This is a genomic window from Massilia oculi (assembly GCF_003143515.1).
GTDB classification, from domain to species: Bacteria; Pseudomonadota; Gammaproteobacteria; order Burkholderiales; family Burkholderiaceae_D; genus Telluria; species Telluria oculi.
Genome location: NZ_CP029343.1, coordinates 4,492,946 through 4,509,628, shown reverse-complemented (window position 1 = coordinate 4,509,628; position 16,683 = coordinate 4,492,946). Strand labels below are relative to the sequence as shown.

The following is a 16,683-nucleotide window of genomic DNA, read 5'->3' as shown; positions in this document are numbered from 1 at the left end:
AGAACCATCATGTCGCGCCGCCCTATGACCTGGACCGCAGTCCACCTGGCCCTTGCCAGCGCGGCCACCTGGTTCTTGCTGGAGTCCGGCGCGCTGTCGTCGGCGTTGCTGTTCTCGTTCCACTGAGTCCCACCATATCAGAAGGCTCTGTCATCGTTATCTGTTGATGACCTTGGCTGCGATACGCAGCAATTGCTCGACAGAAGTGACCCTCCCACCATCGATCGCCCAATGCCAGCCAAGGTAATCGGGTAGCCAGCGCGACACCGCGTTTGCGTGGAGGGCGATCACTCTGTCGAGCCCGGCTGCCGGATGCAGGACGGCGAGCACCTGCTGGCGCTGCGGCTGGTTCAGCAGCGGCAACCCGTCGAACAGCTTCGCAGACTCCGGCGCTTTCATTGCGCGCTCCCGATCGCTGACGACCGGGGCTGGACCGCGGCTCAGCTCAGCAGTTCAATGCTCATCCATATCCAACGGGTACAGCGCCAAAAAAAACGCCGCCTTCCCAAGGGAAGACGGCGTTCCTTTCCTCGACCTGGCGGGCCGCGTGGCCCGCTCGGTCATCAAGCAGCTTTCTGCTCTTCCTCTTCCACCGGCAGGCGGATCAGGTGGTCAAAAGCGGCCAGCGAAGCCTTGGCGCCCTCGCCCACGGCGATCACGATCTGCTTGAACGGCACCGTGGTCACGTCGCCGGCAGCGAACACGCCCGGCAGCGAAGTGTGGCCGCGGGCATCGACTTCGATCTCGCCGTGCGCCGACAGGTCGATCGTGCCCTTGAGCCATTCGGCGTTCGGCACCAGGCCGATCTGCACGAACACGCCTTCCAGGTCCAGCTTGTGCAGCTCGCCGGTAGTGCGATCCTTGTAGCTCAGGCCGTTGACGATCTTGCCGTCGCCGTGGATCTCGGTGGTCTGGGCCGACTTGATCACCTTGACGTTCGGCAGCGAATACAGCTTGCGTTGCAGGACCGCATCGGCGCGCAGCTCATTGCCGTATTCGATCAGGGTCACTTCCTTGACGATGCCCGCCAGGTCGATCGCCGCTTCGACACCGGAGTTGCCGCCGCCGATCACCGACACGCGCTTGCCCTTGAACAGCGGGCCATCGCAGTGCGGGCAGTACGCCACGCCGTGGTTCTTGTACTCTTTCTCGCCCGGCACGTTGATCTCGCGCCAGCGGGCGCCGGTCGCCACGATCACGGTCTTCGACCTGAGCACCGCGCCGCTCTCGGTATGCACTTCGATCATGCTGCCGCCCACCAGCTTGCTGGCGCGCTGGGTGTTCATGATGTCGACGTCGTAATCCTTGACGTGTTCTTCCAGGGCGACGGCGAACTTCGGACCGTCGGTCGCCTTGAGCGACACGAAGTTCTCGATCGCGAGGGTGTCCAGCACCTGGCCGCCGAAGCGGTCGGCCAGCACGCCGGTACGGATGCCCTTGCGGGCGGCGTAGATCGCGGCTGCCGCGCCGGCGGGGCCGCCGCCGACGATCAGCACGTCGAACGGGTCTTTCTGGCTCAGTTCGGCAGCCTTGCGCTCACCGCCCTTGACGTCGATCTTCGACAGGATCTCTTCGACGTTGGTGCGGCCCTGGCCGAAATGCTGGCCGTTCAGGAACATCATCGGCACGGCCAGGATCTGCTTGTCTTCCACTTCCTTCTTGAAGACGCCGCCATCGATCGTCACGACCTTGATGCGCGGGTTGATGACCGACATCGTGTTCAGTGCCTGCACGACTTCCGGGCAGTTATGGCACGACAGCGAGATGTAGGTCTCGAAGACGTAGTCGCCGTCCAGGGCTGCGATCTGGTCGATGACGGATTGTTCCAGCTTGATGGTGTGGCCGCCGACGTGCAGCAGGGCCAGCGCCAGCGAGGTGAATTCGTGGCCCAGCGGGATGCCGGCGAAACGCACGCCGATATCGGTGCCGACGCGGTTGATCGCGAACGACGGGGTGCGCTCGTTGGCTTCCTGGCGCACGGTGATCTTGTCGGACAGGGCTGCGATCTCGTTGAGCAGCTCGTCCATTTCGCGCGATTTCGGCGAATCATCCAGCGATGCAACCAGCTCAATCGGCTGCACCACTTTTTCCAGATAGGCTTGCAACTGTTTCTTGAGGGTTGCGTCCAGCATGATGTTTTCCTTTTATCTATTCACTTGACTTGTACAGGCCGGGCGTGAAACGGGCCGCCGCAGCGGCCCGTTACGGGTGCTACTTGACTACTGCCTTACTGCTTAGATCTTGCCGACCAGGTCCAGCGACGGGGTCAGGGTTTCTGCGCCTTCGGTCCACTTGGCCGGGCAGACTTCGCCTGGGTGCGAAGCGACGTACTGGGCTGCCTTGACTTTGCGCATCAGTTCCGACGCGTCGCGGCCGATGCCGTTGTCGTGCACTTCCATGATCTTGATCTGGCCTTCCGGATTGATCACGAAGGTGCCGCGCAGTGCCATGCCTTCTTCTTCGATCATGACTTCGAAGTTACGCGACAGGACGCCGGTCGGGTCGCCGATCAGTGGGTAGTTCACTTTCTTGATCGCGTCCGAGGTGTCGTGCCACGCCTTGTGGGCGAAGTGGCTGTCGGTCGAGACGCCGTACACATTGACGCCCAGCTTTTCGAATTCCGGCTGGAATGCGGCCAGATCTTCCAGTTCGGTCGGGCAGACGAAGGTGAAGTCTGCCGGGTAGAACATCACCACCGACCAGGTACCCTTGAAGTTCTCTTCGGTCAGGTCGATGAACTTGCCGTTGTGGTAAGCGGTTGCTTTGAACGGCTTGATCTGGGTGTTAATGAGGGACATGTAATCTCCTGTTTGGGGTTGATGAAACGTATGACAAGCAGTTTACCGCCCCACTCGTCGTTTGTGAAATTGATTGATTCGATATTCTTGATTGATTTTAGCTATCAGTCAAGTACACCTTTGCCGTCCTGGGCCAAGGAGGGTCTCGAACAAACCCGGACAGTGTGTCGCAAATGGCAAGCGGGTGCAACCGGCGTCTTGTTTGGACACCGCCCACACCCGCCTGTATATCGGTCAGAGCTCGGCTTCGGCGCAGACGAGGACGTCGGTACAGGGCAGGACCAGGCTGAACACCGAGCCCTCGCCGGGCTTGCTCGTCACGCGCAGTTCGCCGCCATGCGAGATGGCCAGCTGGCGCGAGATATACAGGCCCAGCCCCAGGCCCTTCGGCTCGCCGTTGCGGGCGCCCCGCTCGTAGGGCTCGAAGATGCGCTCCAGGTCGGACGAGGCGATGCCCTTGCCCTGGTCGCGCACGTCGATCCGCACCATCTCCCCCAGGCGCTCGACGCTGACCTCGACCGGCTGGCCGCAGCCGTAGCGCAGCGCGTTGGTCAGGAGGTTGACGATGACCTGCTCGACGCGGAATTCGTCCCAGCAGCCGGTCACGCCGTCGTGCGGGCGCAGGGTCAGCGAGCTGCCGGTGGTGGCGGCCTGCAGCGACAGGTCGCTCACCACCCGTTCCAGCAGGTTCATCAGCTCGACCTGGGCCGGGCGGATCGACAGCTTGCCGCTACGCATGCGCGAGACGTCGAGCATGTCGTCGATCAAGCGGATCATCGACTTGATCTGGCGCTCGTCGCGCTGGATCATCGCTTCCATCGGCTGCGGCGCGAAGGCCGCCGTGTTGCCGCGCTTGAGCTGCAGGCTGCGCATCTGTGTTTCCAGGAACAGCGTGTTGAGCGGCGTGCGCAGCTCGTGCGCCACCAGCGACATGAACTCGTCGCGCATCTTCAGCGAGCGCTGCAGCTCCTGCTGGGTCTGGTTCAGCTCGCGCAGCAGCACCTCCTGCTCCTGCCGGCTCTGTTCCAGCGCCAGCATCTGGCGCCGCGTCTCGCGGCGCTGCTGGTCGAGGGCCACGAAGACGTTGACCTTGCTGCGTACCGCGTCGGCGTCGAGCGGCTTGTACATGAAGTCGACCGCCCCGCTCTCGTAGCCCTTGAAGGCGTAGTCGAGTTCGCGCCCGGCGGCCGAGACGAACACGATCGGAATGTGGCGGGTGCGGGTGGTCGAGCGCATCACCTCGGCCAGCTCGAAGCCGTCCATGCCCGGCATCTGCACGTCGAGGATCGCCAGCGCGAACTCGTGCTCGAGCAGCAGGGCCAGCGCCTGCTCGCCAGACGCAGCCTGGTAGATGGTGCGCTGGTCATGGCGCAGCAGCGCCTCGAGCGCCTGCAGGTTTTCCGGCAGGTCGTCGACGATCAGAATCTTGCTTGGGTCCTGGTTCATGGGGTCTCCAACAGGGGCAGCACGGTACGGATGCCGGCCAGCGGCAACACCAGGTGCGGAGCGCAGCGCCGGATAGCCTCTTCGGGCATGGACCGGGCTTGTGCTTCATCAGGGTCTTGGACGATGGTCAGGCCGCCGCATTCGCGGATGCGGCACATGCCTTCGGCGCCATCGAAGTTGGCGCCAGTCAGCAGTATACCCGCCAGCGCCGGGCCATACACGTCGGCGGCGGACTCCATCAGTATATCGATCGCCGGCCGGGCGAACTGCACCGGCGGCTCGCAGCTGAGCGAAAAACTGCGGTCCTGTTCTATCGACAGGTGGTAGCCGGAACCGGCGAAATACACGGTGCCCGGCTGGATCGGCTCCTTGTCCTGCGCTTCGCGCACCGGCAGCGCCGTGCGCGTGGCGAACAGCTCGGCCAGGCGGCTCTCGCGATCCGGCGGCACGTGCAGGATGCAGGTCACGGCCGGCGTGAATCCGGCCGGCAGCACCGGCACCAGGCCGACCAGGGCGTCGACCCCGCCGGCCGAGCCGCCGATGACGACCATCTCGATCCGGCGCGCGCCCATGGCCGCGGCCAGTTGCTGGTCCAGGTTCATGGCGACACCTTGCGGAACAGGCGCTCGCGCTTGGCCAGCGCCTCGAAGCGCCCGGCGTAGCTGGAAAAGTCGATGCTTTCCTTGCTGCCCAGGCCCAGGAAGCCACGATGGCACAGCGAGTCGTGGAACAGGCCGAGCACGCGGTCCTGCAGGCGCCGGTTGAAGTAGATCAGCACGTTGCGGCAGCTGACGAAGTGGGTTTCCGAGAACACGCTGTCGGTCGACAGGCTATGGTCGGCGAAGGTCACGTTCTCCATCAGGCTGCGCTCGAACAGCGCGCCGCCATAGGCCGCCGTGTAATAGTCCGAGAACGCGGCCTTGCCGCCGGACTTCTGGTAGTTCTCGGTATACAGGCGCATGCGCTCGAGCGGAAACACGCCGCGCCGCGCCGCCTCCAGCGACTCGGGATTGATATCGGTCGCATAGATGATGCTGCGCTCGAGCAGCCCCTCTTCCTTGAGCAGGATGGCCAGCGAATACACTTCTTCGCCGGTGCTGCAGCCGGCCACCCAGATCTTGAGCGACGGGTAGGTCTTGAGGAAAGGCGCCACCTGCTCGCGCACCGCCAGGAAGTACTCCGGGTCGCGGAACATCTCGGTGACGGGAATCGTCAGGTATTGCAGCAGCTGGGCGAAACCGTTCGGCTCGTGCAGTACTTTCGACTGCAGTTCCGACACCGTGTCGCATTCCATTTCGCGCATGGCGACCAGCACCCGGCGCTTTTGCGAAGCGCCGGTGTAGTCGCGGAAATCGTAGTTATATTTCAGGTAGACGGCTTCGACGAGCATCCGCAGCTCGATGTCGAAGTCGCTCGGGGGTTGGCTCAAATTCGCTCCAGGGTGGGCATCCAGACCCGCAACAGCGAGTACAGGCGGGAGAGGTCAATCGGTTTGGCCAGGTAATCGTTGGCGCCGGCGGCCAGGCACTGCTCCTGGTCGTCCTTCATGGCCTTGGCGGTGATGGCGATGATCGGCAGGCGGTCGAAGCGGCCGTCGGCGCGAATGCGGCGCGTCGCTTCCAACCCATCCATGCCCGGCATCATGATGTCCATCAGCACCAGGTCGATCCCCGGCACTTCATCCAGTTTTGCAATCGCTTCGAAGCCGTTACGGCCGACTTCGATCTTCGCGCCGCGCTGCTCCAGCGCCGACGTCAATGCGAACACATTGCGCACGTCGTCGTCGACCAGCAGGATGGTGCGGCCCTCGAACACGCGGTCGCGTCCGCGCACCGCCTTGAGCATGCTCTGGCGCTCGGTCGAGAGCTCGGATTCCACCTTGTGCAGGAACAGCGTCACTTCGTCCAGCAGGCGCTCCGGCGAGCGCGCGCCCTTGATGATGATCGAGCGCGAATAGCGCAGCAGCTGCGCTTCTTCGTCGCGCGTCAGGTTGCGGCCGGTGTACACGATCACCGGCGGGAAGGAGCACAGCTCTTCTTGCGACATGCGCTCGAGCAGCTCGCCGCCCTGCATGTCGGGCAGCTTGAGGTCGATGATCATGCAATCGAAGATCTCGTTCTTCAGATGGGCCAGGGCCTCGCTGGCGGTGCCTACAGCCGCGATCTCGACGTCGTCGTCGGCGATCAGGGCCACCACGCTCTCGCGCTGGCGCTCGTCGTCCTCGACCAGCAGCACGCGCTTGATCTTCTGGCTCGATTTTTCCTGCAGCTTGCGGAACACCTCTTCCAGCTCTTCGCGGCTGGCCGGCTTCAATGCATAGCCGATCGCGCCCAGGTGCAGGGCTTCGCCGCCGTTCTCGATACTCGAGATGACGTGCACCGGGATGTGGCGGGTCGACGGATTGTCCTTCAGTTGCTGCAGCACGGTCAGGCCCGAGCGGTCCGGCAGGCGCACGTCGAGCAGCACGGCGTCCGGACGCTGGCTGACGGCCAGCGCCAGGCCCTCGTCGGCGCTCATCGCCACCAGGCAGCGGTAATCGAGTTCGCGCGCCAGGTCGTACAGGATGCGCGCGAACGGCGCCTCGTCCTCCACCACCAGCACCGTGCGGCGGCCGTCGGCGGGTTTGTCGCGGTCATCCGGGAAGCTGTTGATCGGTTCGGCGCTGGCCGCGGGTGCGCTGGCCGCAGCCGGCGCGGCTGGAGCAGCAGGCGCCGGCGTGTAATGCGGCAGCGGAGCCGACGCGACCGGCAGCTCGGCCGGCGCCGGCACCGCCGGAATCCCGCGCGGCAGCACCAGGGTGAACACGCTGCCCTCGTTCGGCGCACTCGACACGGCCACGCTGCCGCCCAGCAGGCGGGTCAGGTCGCGCGTGATCGACAGGCCCAGCCCGGTGCCGCCGAAGCGGCGGCTGGTGGTGCCGTCGGCCTGGTGGAAGGCGTCGAAGATCTTGTCCTGCTGGTCGGCTGCGATGCCGATGCCGGTGTCCTGGACGCGGAAGGCGATGTCGCCCTCGGGCGTGGTCGACACCGACAGGCTGACCGCGCCGACCTCGGTGAACTTCACGGCATTCGACAACAGGTTCTTAAGGATCTGCTCCATGCGCTGGCGGTCGGTGTGCAGGCTGGCCGGCACGCCCGGCTCGACGGCGATCCTGAACTCGAGCTGCTTCTGGCGCGCCAGCGGCTCGAAGGTGCGCGCCAGTCCCTCGACCACGCGCCGCACCGGCACGTCTTCCGGCACCAGCTCCAGCTTGCCCGCTTCCACCTTCGAGATGTCGAGGATGTCGTTGATCAGCTGCAGCAGGTCGTTGCCGGCCGAGTAGATCGTCTGGGCGAAGCGCACCTGTTCGTCGGAGAGGTTGCCGTTGGTGTTGTCGGCCAACAGCTTGGCCAGGATCAGGGAGCTGTTCAGCGGCGTGCGCAGCTCGTGCGACATATTGGCCAGGAATTCGGACTTGTAGCGGCTCGCGCTTTCGAGTTCGACCGCGCGCTGGTGCAACTGTTCCTGGGACGATTGCAGGGCCGAGTTCTTCATGTCCAGGTTCAGCGCCTGCTCGGCCAGCTGGTCGTTGGTGGTGCGCAGCTCGGCCTGCTGGTTTTCCAGCGCCGACTGCGATTCTTCCAGCGCGCGCGACTGTTCTTCCAGCTCTTCGTTGGCGGTGCGCAGCTCTTCCTGCTGCACCTGCAGTTCCTCGTTCAGGGTCTGGCTTTCTTCCAGCGCGTCCTGCAGGCGCTGGCGGTACAGCACCGACGCCATGGCGGCGCCGACCGATTGCGCGATGAAGCCCAGGAACTCGCGGTCGCGCTGCTCCACCGGACGCAGGAAGGCGATCTCGAACACGCCCTTGACCTTGCCGTGGTTGTGGAACGGGGCGATGATCACGGCGCGCGGCGCGGTCTCGCCCAGGCTCGAACTGACCTTGACGTAGTCCGCCGGCAGCTGGTCGAGGACCATCAGGCGATTCTCTTCGGCGGCCTTGCTGGCCAGCGTGCTGCCCGGCGCGATGATCTCGGCCCGCTCGGTGTCCGTGTGCTTGAAACCATAGGCGCCGATGCGGCGCATCGCGCCGTCGTCGCTGCGCACGTACATGGCGCCGATCACGCCGTCGAGGTACTTGACCACGTAGGGCAGCACGGCCTCGGCCAGCGGCTCCAGGTTGATCTGGCCGGCGCTGCGCACATTGAGCTCGTTCTGGCCGGAGCGCAGCCAGTCCTGGTGGCGCAGCTTTTCGTTGTGCTCGGCCTCATGGCCCAGCACCTCGTTATAGGTGTCGGACAGGCGCACCAGCTGGCGCCGGCCGAAGGCGGCCAGGCTGCCGCCGACGATCGCGGACAGGATCAGGAAGGCGGCCACCGACCAGAAGGTGGTGCTGCGCGCCGACTCGCTGCGCTCCTGCAGCAGGCGCATCTCGGAAGCCAGCACCAGGTCGAAGTTGCGGCGCATCTCGTCGCTCAGGGCTTTGCCGCGGCCGCTTCTCACGGCATCGAGATAGCTCACGTCGTTGGCCCTGCGCCGGTCGATCATTTCCTGGGCAAAGTTTTCCCACTGCTGCTGGATCTGGGTGATGCGGGTCAGGCGCTCGGCCTGGGCAATATTGTCCTTGACCAGGTCGCTCAGCGATTCCAGGCTGGACGACATGCGTTCCCTGGACAGGACATACGGCGACAGGAATTCCTCGTCGCCCGCCAGCAGATACCCCCGCATGCCCGATTCCATCTCGGCCGCCAGCTTGCGGATTTCATGCGCGCCGCCAATCACCTTCTGGGAATGCTCGACCCAGGTCAGGCTGTTGATCAGGTACGCGATGATGCCCACAAACACAATCGCGCTAACAATACTCATGCTCAGCGGCAGCGCGACATTGCGGGTAAGAATGCGGCGAAACTCGCTGTTTTCGATAGTTGGACCGGCCATGCCTGTTGTTCTGTTAGAAAAAAAATATCCCAAGTGTAACGCAAACGTGAAATGTCGCGCACACGAAAGCGGCACGGTCGTGCACAAAGCGTGTCCTGCCGGCGAAGGAACGATCTTATCAAAGTGAACACAAATCCGGCGCACCGCTCGGCTCGCCGGATTTGCTCACTTTCATTGTGTCATCTGGGCTGCGAGGTAGCGCGCAGTGCGACTTTCCTTGTTGCGCGCGACTTCCTGGGGTGGGCCGGAAGCCACCACCGCACCGCCGTCGTCGCCGGCGCCGGGGCCGACGTCGATCACCCAATCGCTGCCGGCCACGACCCGCATCGTGTGCTCGACCACGATCACGGTATTGCCGGCATCGACCAGGCGGTTCAGCTGCACCATCAGGCGGTCGGCGTCGACCGGGTGCAGGCCGGTGGTCGGCTCGTCCAGTACATACAGCGCATTGCCGCGCGTGGCGCGTTGCAGTTCGGACGCCAGCTTGATGCGCTGCGCCTCGCCGCCGGAAAGTTCGGTGGCCGGCTGCCCCAGGCGCAGGTAGTCGAGGCCCACCTCGTTCAATACTTCCAGCGAGCGCTCGACCAGCGCTTCGCCCTTGAAGAAGTCGATCGCCTCGCCCACCGTCATGCCCAGCACCTCGGCGATGTTCCTGTCGCGATAGCGAACCTGGAGGGTCTCGGCGTTGTAGCGCGCCCCCTCGCAGGTCGGGCAAGGCGCATAGACGCTGGGCAGGAACAGCAGCTCGACTATCACGAAGCCCTCGCCGGCGCAATGCTCGCAGCGGCCCTTGGCGACGTTGAACGAAAAGCGGCCGGCGTCGTAGCGGCGCTTCTTCGCATCCTCCGTAGCTGCGAACAGCTTTCTCACCTGGTCGAACAGGCCGGTGTAAGTCGCCAGGTTCGAGCGCGGCGTGCGGCCGATCGGTTTCTGGTCGACCCGCACCAGGCGCCGCACGCCCTCCATGCCGGAGACGATGCGGCCCTCCAGCGGCAACTCCTCGTCGCGTTCCAGGTCCGGCTCGTCCGGCGCCTCTTCCTGCGCCGCGCCGCCCTGCCCCAGGGCCTGGCCCACCAGTTCGACCAGCACCTGGCTCACGAGGCTCGACTTGCCGGAGCCCGACACGCCGGTCACGCTCGTCAGCACGCCGAGCGGGAAATCGACTTCCAGGTCGTTCAGGTTGTTGCGGTGGACGCCCGCAAGCTTCAGCCAGCCGGTGGGCTCGCGTGGCGTGCGCTGCGGCGGCGGCGCTTCGCCGAACAGGTAGCGCCGGGTCTGCGACGCCTCGATCTTGCGCAGCCCTTCGGGCACGCCGCTATATAACACCTGGCCGCCACGCTCGCCGGCAAGCGGACCGACGTCGACCAGCCAGTCGGCCTGCCGGATCACGTCCAGCGCATGCTCGACCACGAACAGCGAGTTGCCGGCCGCCTTCAGCTGGGCCAGCGCGTCGAGCAGCGCTTCGGTGTCGGCCGGATGCAGGCCGCTCGAAGGCTCGTCAAGCACGTAGACCACCCCGAACAGGCTCGATCGCACTTGCGTCGCCAGGCGCAGGCGCTGCAATTCGCCGGGCGACAGGGTCGGCGTGCTGCGTTCCAGCGCCAGGTAGCCCAGGCCCAGCGCCAGCAGCACCTCCAGGCGCGCGGCCAGGTCGGCGGCGATGCGGCGGCGCACGATCAGCTGCTCCTTGTGCAGGCGGGCGCCGTCCTTGTCCTTGCCCTGGGCGTAGGGCTGGAGCAGTTCGGCCAGGCGCGCCAGCGGCAGGCGCGAGATCTCGGCGATGTCATGGCCGGCAAAGGTGACCGACAGCGATTCGCGCCGCAGGCGCTTGCCTTCGCATTCCGGGCAGGCATTGCTGACCATGTAGCGCGCCACGCGCTTCTTCATCGAGGCGCTTTCGGTATTGGCGAAGGTCTGCATCACGTAGCGCCGCACGCCGGTGAAGGTGCCCTGGTAGCTGGGCGTGTCCTTGCGCCGCAAGGCCGCCTTCGTCTCCTTGGGCGTGAGGCCGGCATACACCGGCACCGTCGGGCTCTCGTCGGTGTACAGGATCCAGTCGCGGTCCTTTTTCGGCAAATCGCGCCATGGGGTATCGACATCGTAGCCGAGGGTGACCAGGATGTCGCGCAGGTTCTGGCCATGCCAGGCCGGTGGCCAGGCGGCGATCGCCCGCTCGCGGATCGTCAGGCTGTCGTCCGGCACCATCGAGTGTTCGGTCACGTCGTAGATGCGGCCCAGTCCCGAGCAGCGCGGGCAGGCGCCTTGCGGAGTGTTGGGCGAGAACGATTCGGCATACAGCAGCTCCTGCCCTTTCGGATAATCGCCGGCCCGCGAGTACAGCATGCGCAGGGAATTGCTCAAGGTGCTGACGCTGCCGACCGAGGAGCGCGCGGTGGGCGTGCCGCGCTGCTGCTGCAGGGCGACCGCCGGCGGCAAGCCCTCGATCTCGTCGACCTCGGGCACCGGCATCTGGTGGAACAGGCGGCGCGCATAGGGCGACACCGATTCCAGATAGCGCCGCTGGGCTTCCGCATACAGGGTGCCGAAGGCCAGCGACGATTTACCCGAGCCCGAGACGCCGGTGAAGACCACCAGCTGCCCGCGCGGGATGTCGAGGTCGACGTTCTTCAGATTGTGCTCGCGCGCACCGCGCACGTGGACGTAGCCGTCCTCGGCCCTGCTTTTGTCGATACTTTTCCTGTTAGAAGTTTTGCTGGGCATCCGCCCTCCGGCAACGTCGTAAAAACCTCATTGGACGCCTGCGGGCGCGCGACGTCGGTGCGCTTGCCAACAATGCGGTCAAGCCAGGGTTTCCAGGCGCGCACACAGCCCATCGACGCCACCCTGCCCCGCGAACCGCTCGGCAAGTCCGGCGCTCCGCGCCGCGACCCGCGTGTTCCCCACCACCTTTTGCAACGCCTTCGCCATGCGCGCCGGCGTGACGCGGGTGGCATGCAGGCTCGCGCCGGCCCCCATCGCCACCACCCGCGCCGCATTGTCGAACTGGTCGTGCGCCAGCGGCACGATCAGTTGCGGCGTGCCGGCCCGCAGGGCTTCGGCCGTGGTGCCGATGCCGCCGTGGTGGACCAGGGCCGCGACGTGGGGCAGCAAGGCCTTCAGCGGGACGTAGTCCTGCCAGCAGACGCTTGGCGGCAGCGTGGCCGGCAACTGCTCGAAGTGCGGCGTCAGGAACACCGCACGCAGGCCGAGTTCAGTCACGGCCTGCGTCGCCGCCTCGAAATAAGCGCGGGCCTGGCGGTTGCCGGTGCCGGGCGTGAACACGACCGGCTGCACGCCGCCGTCGAGAAAGGCGCGCAGCTCCGCGCTCGGCGCGGCGTTCGGATCGGGGTCGTAGAGCGGGAAGCCGGCTTGGCAGAGCGGCCTGGGCCAATCCGGGGCCGGCGCCGCGAACCAGTCGGGGAACAGCGCCAGCGACAGGTCGGGAATGGACGGGATGAAATCGACCATGCTGTCGACCTGCGGCAAGCCGCGTTCCACGCGCGCCGCGTTCAGGCCGGGCAGCGCCACCGGGTCGAGGAAGCGCGCCGCCAATCCACGCCACAGCCAGCGGCGCGCACCATGCGGCACCCAGGCAGGCACCGGCCATGGGCCGAGCAGCAGCGGATCGTGCACGGTCGGCAGGTTGGACGGCGCCAGCCAGGCCGCCGCGATCTTGAGGCCGGGACAGGCGTGGCGGCACAGGTCGGCCTCGGGCAGGGCCAGCGGATGGACCAGCAGCACGCGCCGCTCGTCCGGCTGTTTGCGGGCAAGCGCTTCGACCACCCGCGGCAGCTGCGCCATGGCCGGCCGCGTCGCGTCCCACACCACGGCCAGGCCGCGGGTGGCGTGCCACAGGTCGGGATGGTCGAGCACCGCCATGTCGGCCGGCAAGCCGTGGAAGGCGAGTCCGGCCGCCTCGACATAGAGCGCATGCTGCTGCGGGCCGAGGAAATCGACCCGGTTGCCGCGCTCGCGCAGCGCGCGGCCGATCCAGAGGAAGGGAAACAGGTCGCCGGCCGAGCCGATCGTCGCCAGGATGAAATGCACCCGCCCGCCTCCCTCTTCCTATCTTTATCAGAAGGACAGTGTACCTTCGATCGAATCGTCGAGCGTCTTGCCGATCATCGCGCCGACCGCGACCTTGACGCCGGCCACCGCGTCGCCATGCTTGTTGTCCCAGTAATAGCCGGTCCTGGGCGTGATCTTGATGACGGTGATGCGCGGATCGTCCTCGCCTTCGGTGAACCAGGTCTTGAGCATCGGGTTCCACAACTGCTTGATGCGCGCCTTGTCTTGCGATATCTCGGCGTGGCCGTCCAGTTCCAGGAAGCCGGAATGCTTGCCCGACTGGAAGAACAATTTGACGGTTGGATTGGACTGCAATTCCTGGTTCTTGTGGCTGTCGATGCTGCTCAAGAACCAGATGGCGCCGGCATCGTCGGTCTCGCGCACGCTCATCGGACGCACGCCGCGGCTCGGGCCCTGGCCGTTGCCGGTGCAAAAGAAGCACGAGTCGGCGTCGTCGATCATGTCCTTGGTGCGCTCGATGGCGTCCATGCCGGCCAGGTCGCGGCGGTTTTCTTCGGGTTGGTTGCGGTTGATGGAATCCATAGTCTTCTCCTCTGAGGATGGCCATGTGGCCGATGAGAAGACTGTAGCCGGATCGCTACCGTTGGTATGTGGGTGGCCGAACGCTGGACAATCGAAGTGCCCCGCGTTCGGTTCAATGCAGGTTCACAGCGGTTTTACAAGAAGCGATCGAGGATCTTGCGGCTGTGCTTGTCGATCTTGAACATATCGCGCACCAGGAAGTTGATGCCGTGGCTGTCCGCCACCAGCAGCGAGGCTTCGCCGATGCGGCGGATGTCCTCGTCCACTTTCAGCACGAACTCGGTGTCGCCGCGGTCGGTCCTGACGAACCAGGTGCAGGGCGTGGCAAAGCTCGACACGTCCTTGATGGCCAGGATTTCGGGGATGAACTCCCGGCCCTCGATTTCCTCGCGGATCAGGGTGCGGATCGTGTCCGGCATCTCGGCCAGGTCGTCGATCCAGGCGACTTCCTTGCCGCCGTCGCGCACCAGCGAGATGCCCTTGGTCGGCGCCTGGATCGGGAAGGCGCGCACCGGCATCACGCCGACCCACTCTTCGCCGTTTTCCAGGGTAATCACCAGTTTTCCAAAACTGTCGCGGCGCAGCTGGAAGGGAATAGTCGAAATGCTCGTCATTGATTATGCGTCCTTGTCGTCCAGATCCTGGTCCACGTTGCGCGCCTGCGCTTCGTAGAGGCGGTGGTAAGCGCCTTCGCGCGCCATCAGCTCGTCATGGCTGCCTTCTTCGACCACCACGCCGCGGTCCAGCACCACCAGGCGGTCGGCCCGGTGCAGGGTCGACAGGCGGTGCGCGATGGCGATCGTGGTGCGGCCCTGCACCAGATTGTCGAGCGCCTTCTGGATTTCTTTCTCGGTTTCCGAGTCCACCGACGAGGTCGCTTCGTCCAGGATCAGGATCGGCGGATCGATCAGCAGCGCGCGCGCGATCGAGATGCGCTGGCGCTCGCCGCCCGACAGGCCCTGGCCGCGCTCGCCGACCATCGAATCGTAGCCCTGCGGCAGGCGCAGGATGAATTCGTGGGCATGGGCGGCGCGCGCCGACGCGATGATCTCTTCGCGGGTGGCGTTCGGCTTGCCGTAGGCGATGTTGTCGGCAATGGTGCCGAAGAACAGGAACGGCTCCTGCAGCACCAGGCCGATATGGCGGCGGTAGTCGGCCACGGCGAACGAGCGGATGTCCTGGCCGTCGAGCAGGATCGCGCCTTCGGCCACGTCGTAGAAGCGGCAGATCAGGTTGACCAGCGTGCTCTTGCCCGAACCGCTGTGGCCGACCAGGCCCACCATCTCGCCGGCCTTGATCTTGAGCGAGATGCCGCGATTCACCGCGCGGTTGCCGTAACGGAAACCAACCTCGCGCAGCTCGATATTGCCCTCGATCTTGTCGACTTTCACCGGGTTGACCGGGTCCGGCACGCTCGAGACGTGGTCGAGGATGTCGAAGATGCGCTTGGCGGCCGAGGCCGATTTCTGCGTCACCGACACGATGCGGCTCATCGAATCCAGGCGCACGTAGAAGCGGCCGCTGTAGGCGATGAAGGCCGACAGCGTGCCGACCGTGATGTCGCCCCGCGACACCTGCCAGATGCCGAAGCACCAGATCACGAGCAAGCCCAGTTCGGTCAGGAACGACACGGTGGGCGAGAACAGCGACCACACCCGGTTCAGCTTGTCATTGACCGCGAGGTTGTGCTTGTTGGCTTCGCGGAAGCGGGCTGCTTCTCGCTTTTCCTGGGCGAAGGCCTTCACCACCCGGATGCCGGGGATGGTGTCGGCCAGCACATTGGTCACCTCGCCCCAGACGCGGTCGATTTTCTCGAAGCCGGTGCGCAGCTTGTCGCGCACGATGTGGATCATCCAGGCAATGAATGGCAGCGGCAGCAGGGTCACCACGGCCAGCCAGGGATTAATCGTGAACAAAATAATGCCCGTCATCACGATCATCAGCACGTCCGACAGGAAGTCGAGCAAGTGCAGCGACAGGAAGACGCAAATCCGGTCCGAACCGCTGCCGATCCGCGCCATCAGGTCGCCGGTGCGCTTGCCGCCGAAGAATTCCAGCGACAGGCGCATCAGGTGTTCATAGGTGGTCGAGCGCAGGTCGGCGCCGATGCGCTCGGAGGCCAGCGCCAGCACATAGGTCTTGGCCCAGCCCAGCAGCCAGGCCAGCAGCGCGGCCGCGAACAGGCCGCCCATATACATATAGACCAGATTGGTATCGATTTGCTGCCCGTTCTGGTACGGGATCAGCACATTGTCCAGCAGCGGCATCGTCAGGTAGGGCGGAATCATGTGCGCGCCGGTCGAGCCCAGCATCAGCAAGAATCCCAGTAATAATTGCCCTTTATAGGGCTGGGCGAAGCGCCACAGGCGGAACAGGGTCCAGGTCGACGGCGGCGTGTGCAGCACTTTCTCGCAGATCGGGCAGTCTTCCTGGTCCGGCTCGAGCGGAGCCTTGCAACTTGGACAAGTGTGCTGGTCGGGTGGCTGCACGGGCACGCCCGTGGCCACGCTGTGGACCTGGTCGCGGAATCCGTCGGCGACACGGATCGCGTGCAGGTTCTGGCCCAGCGTGAAGCGCCAGGCGGCCAGCAGCCCGCCTTCGTCGACCAGCTCGAGATGGCCGACGCCGGCGTGGTCATGGTGGCGCAGCATGGTGCCCGCGCGGTGCGGCCAGTCGCGCCAGACGGTCTCGCCCGGCGCGCGCGCCAGCAGGCGGCGATTCGTCACCAGCACCAGGCCTTTCGAGAAATGTAATTTCGCGTCGAGGTCAACCTCCACGCTGCTTAAAACGTTTTCCCCTGGTGCAAGCTGTTTCGCGACGTCACTTTGCCACTGTTCAGGAACAGAACTGGCGGCTATCGCAAGCGACGATGGAATAGCAGGTTGTTGAGTTGTCATGTATTGCGCCCGATAAC

The 16,683-nt window shown here is 65.2% G+C and carries 11 protein-coding genes and 1 pseudogene; all 12 read right to left on the bottom strand.

All coding sequences use genetic code 11. The features are described from left to right. Positions 1-156 precede the first annotated feature (156 nt). A pseudogene (locus DIR46_RS28060) lies at positions 157-264 on the bottom strand (IS1595 family transposase); the annotation flags it as partial. 299 nt (positions 265-563) lie between these two features. Beyond that, on the bottom strand, positions 564-2,132 hold the full coding sequence (gene ahpF / locus DIR46_RS20310; protein WP_109346864.1) for an alkyl hydroperoxide reductase subunit F: 1,569 nt from the start codon (positions 2,130-2,132) through the stop codon (positions 564-566). A 102-nt stretch (positions 2,133-2,234) separates the two neighbouring features. Further along, positions 2,235-2,798: an alkyl hydroperoxide reductase subunit C gene (gene ahpC, locus DIR46_RS20305; protein WP_005662712.1), complete on the bottom strand. Its 564-nt coding sequence runs from the start codon at positions 2,796-2,798 to the stop codon at positions 2,235-2,237. A 234-nt stretch (positions 2,799-3,032) separates the two neighbouring features. After that, entirely contained in the window at positions 3,033-4,244 is a 1,212-nt protein-coding gene (locus DIR46_RS20300; RefSeq protein WP_109346863.1) for a hybrid sensor histidine kinase/response regulator, read from the bottom strand. Further along, positions 4,241-4,846 carry a chemotaxis protein CheB gene (locus tag DIR46_RS20295; RefSeq protein ID WP_109346862.1) on the bottom strand — a complete coding sequence of 202 codons (606 nt, stop codon included), beginning with the start codon at positions 4,844-4,846 and terminating at the stop codon, positions 4,241-4,243. Before DIR46_RS20295 ends, DIR46_RS20300 begins: the two co-directional genes overlap by 4 nt. Further along, entirely contained in the window at positions 4,843-5,634 is a 792-nt protein-coding gene (locus DIR46_RS20290) for a CheR family methyltransferase (protein WP_109348092.1), read from the bottom strand. The genes DIR46_RS20295 and DIR46_RS20290 overlap by 4 nt, the downstream gene beginning before the upstream one ends. Before the next feature lie 35 nt (positions 5,635-5,669). Beyond that, entirely contained in the window at positions 5,670-9,158 is a 3,489-nt protein-coding gene (locus DIR46_RS20285; RefSeq protein WP_109346861.1) for a response regulator, read from the bottom strand. A gap of 171 nt (positions 9,159-9,329) precedes the next feature. After that, positions 9,330-11,879 carry an excinuclease ABC subunit UvrA gene (gene uvrA / locus DIR46_RS20280; RefSeq protein WP_109346860.1) on the bottom strand — a complete coding sequence of 850 codons (2,550 nt, stop codon included), beginning with the start codon at positions 11,877-11,879 and terminating at the stop codon, positions 9,330-9,332. Positions 11,880-11,957: 78 nt separating this feature from the next. Then, positions 11,958-13,205 carry a glycosyltransferase gene (locus DIR46_RS20275; RefSeq protein WP_109346859.1) on the bottom strand — a complete coding sequence of 416 codons (1,248 nt, stop codon included), beginning with the start codon at positions 13,203-13,205 and terminating at the stop codon, positions 11,958-11,960. 27 nt (positions 13,206-13,232) lie between these two features. Continuing rightward, entirely contained in the window at positions 13,233-13,769 is a 537-nt protein-coding gene (locus DIR46_RS20270; RefSeq protein WP_109346858.1) for a pyridoxamine 5'-phosphate oxidase family protein, read from the bottom strand. A 134-nt stretch (positions 13,770-13,903) separates the two neighbouring features. Continuing rightward, positions 13,904-14,383: a cyanophycin metabolism-associated DUF1854 family protein gene (locus tag DIR46_RS20265; RefSeq protein WP_109346857.1), complete on the bottom strand. Its 480-nt coding sequence runs from the start codon at positions 14,381-14,383 to the stop codon at positions 13,904-13,906. 3 nt (positions 14,384-14,386) lie between these two features. After that, entirely contained in the window at positions 14,387-16,666 is a 2,280-nt protein-coding gene (locus DIR46_RS20260; RefSeq protein WP_109346856.1) for a cyanophycin metabolism-associated ABC transporter, read from the bottom strand. Positions 16,667-16,683 lie beyond the last annotated feature (17 nt).

Bases quoted from the DNA above. Each gene is read 5' to 3' on its own strand.
- ahpF (WP_109346864.1), bottom strand. From the start codon at position 2,132: ATGCTGGACGCAACCCTCAAGAAACAGTTGCAAGCCTATCTGGAAAAA.
- DIR46_RS20270 (WP_109346858.1), bottom strand. From the start codon at position 13,769: ATGGATTCCATCAACCGCAACCAACCCGAAGAAAACCGCCGCGACCTG.
- DIR46_RS20300 (WP_109346863.1), bottom strand. From the start codon at position 4,244: ATGAACCAGGACCCAAGCAAGATTCTGATCGTCGACGACCTGCCGGAA.
- DIR46_RS20285 (WP_109346861.1), bottom strand. From the start codon at position 9,158: ATGGCCGGTCCAACTATCGAAAACAGCGAGTTTCGCCGCATTCTTACC.
- DIR46_RS20260 (WP_109346856.1), bottom strand. From the start codon at position 16,666: ATGACAACTCAACAACCTGCTATTCCATCGTCGCTTGCGATAGCCGCC.
- DIR46_RS20290 (WP_109348092.1), bottom strand. From the start codon at position 5,634: ATGCTCGTCGAAGCCGTCTACCTGAAATATAACTACGATTTCCGCGAC.
- uvrA (WP_109346860.1), bottom strand. From the start codon at position 11,879: ATGCCCAGCAAAACTTCTAACAGGAAAAGTATCGACAAAAGCAGGGCC.
- DIR46_RS20295 (WP_109346862.1), bottom strand. From the start codon at position 4,846: ATGAACCTGGACCAGCAACTGGCCGCGGCCATGGGCGCGCGCCGGATC.
- DIR46_RS20265 (WP_109346857.1), bottom strand. From the start codon at position 14,383: ATGACGAGCATTTCGACTATTCCCTTCCAGCTGCGCCGCGACAGTTTT.
- ahpC (WP_005662712.1), bottom strand. From the start codon at position 2,798: ATGTCCCTCATTAACACCCAGATCAAGCCGTTCAAAGCAACCGCTTAC.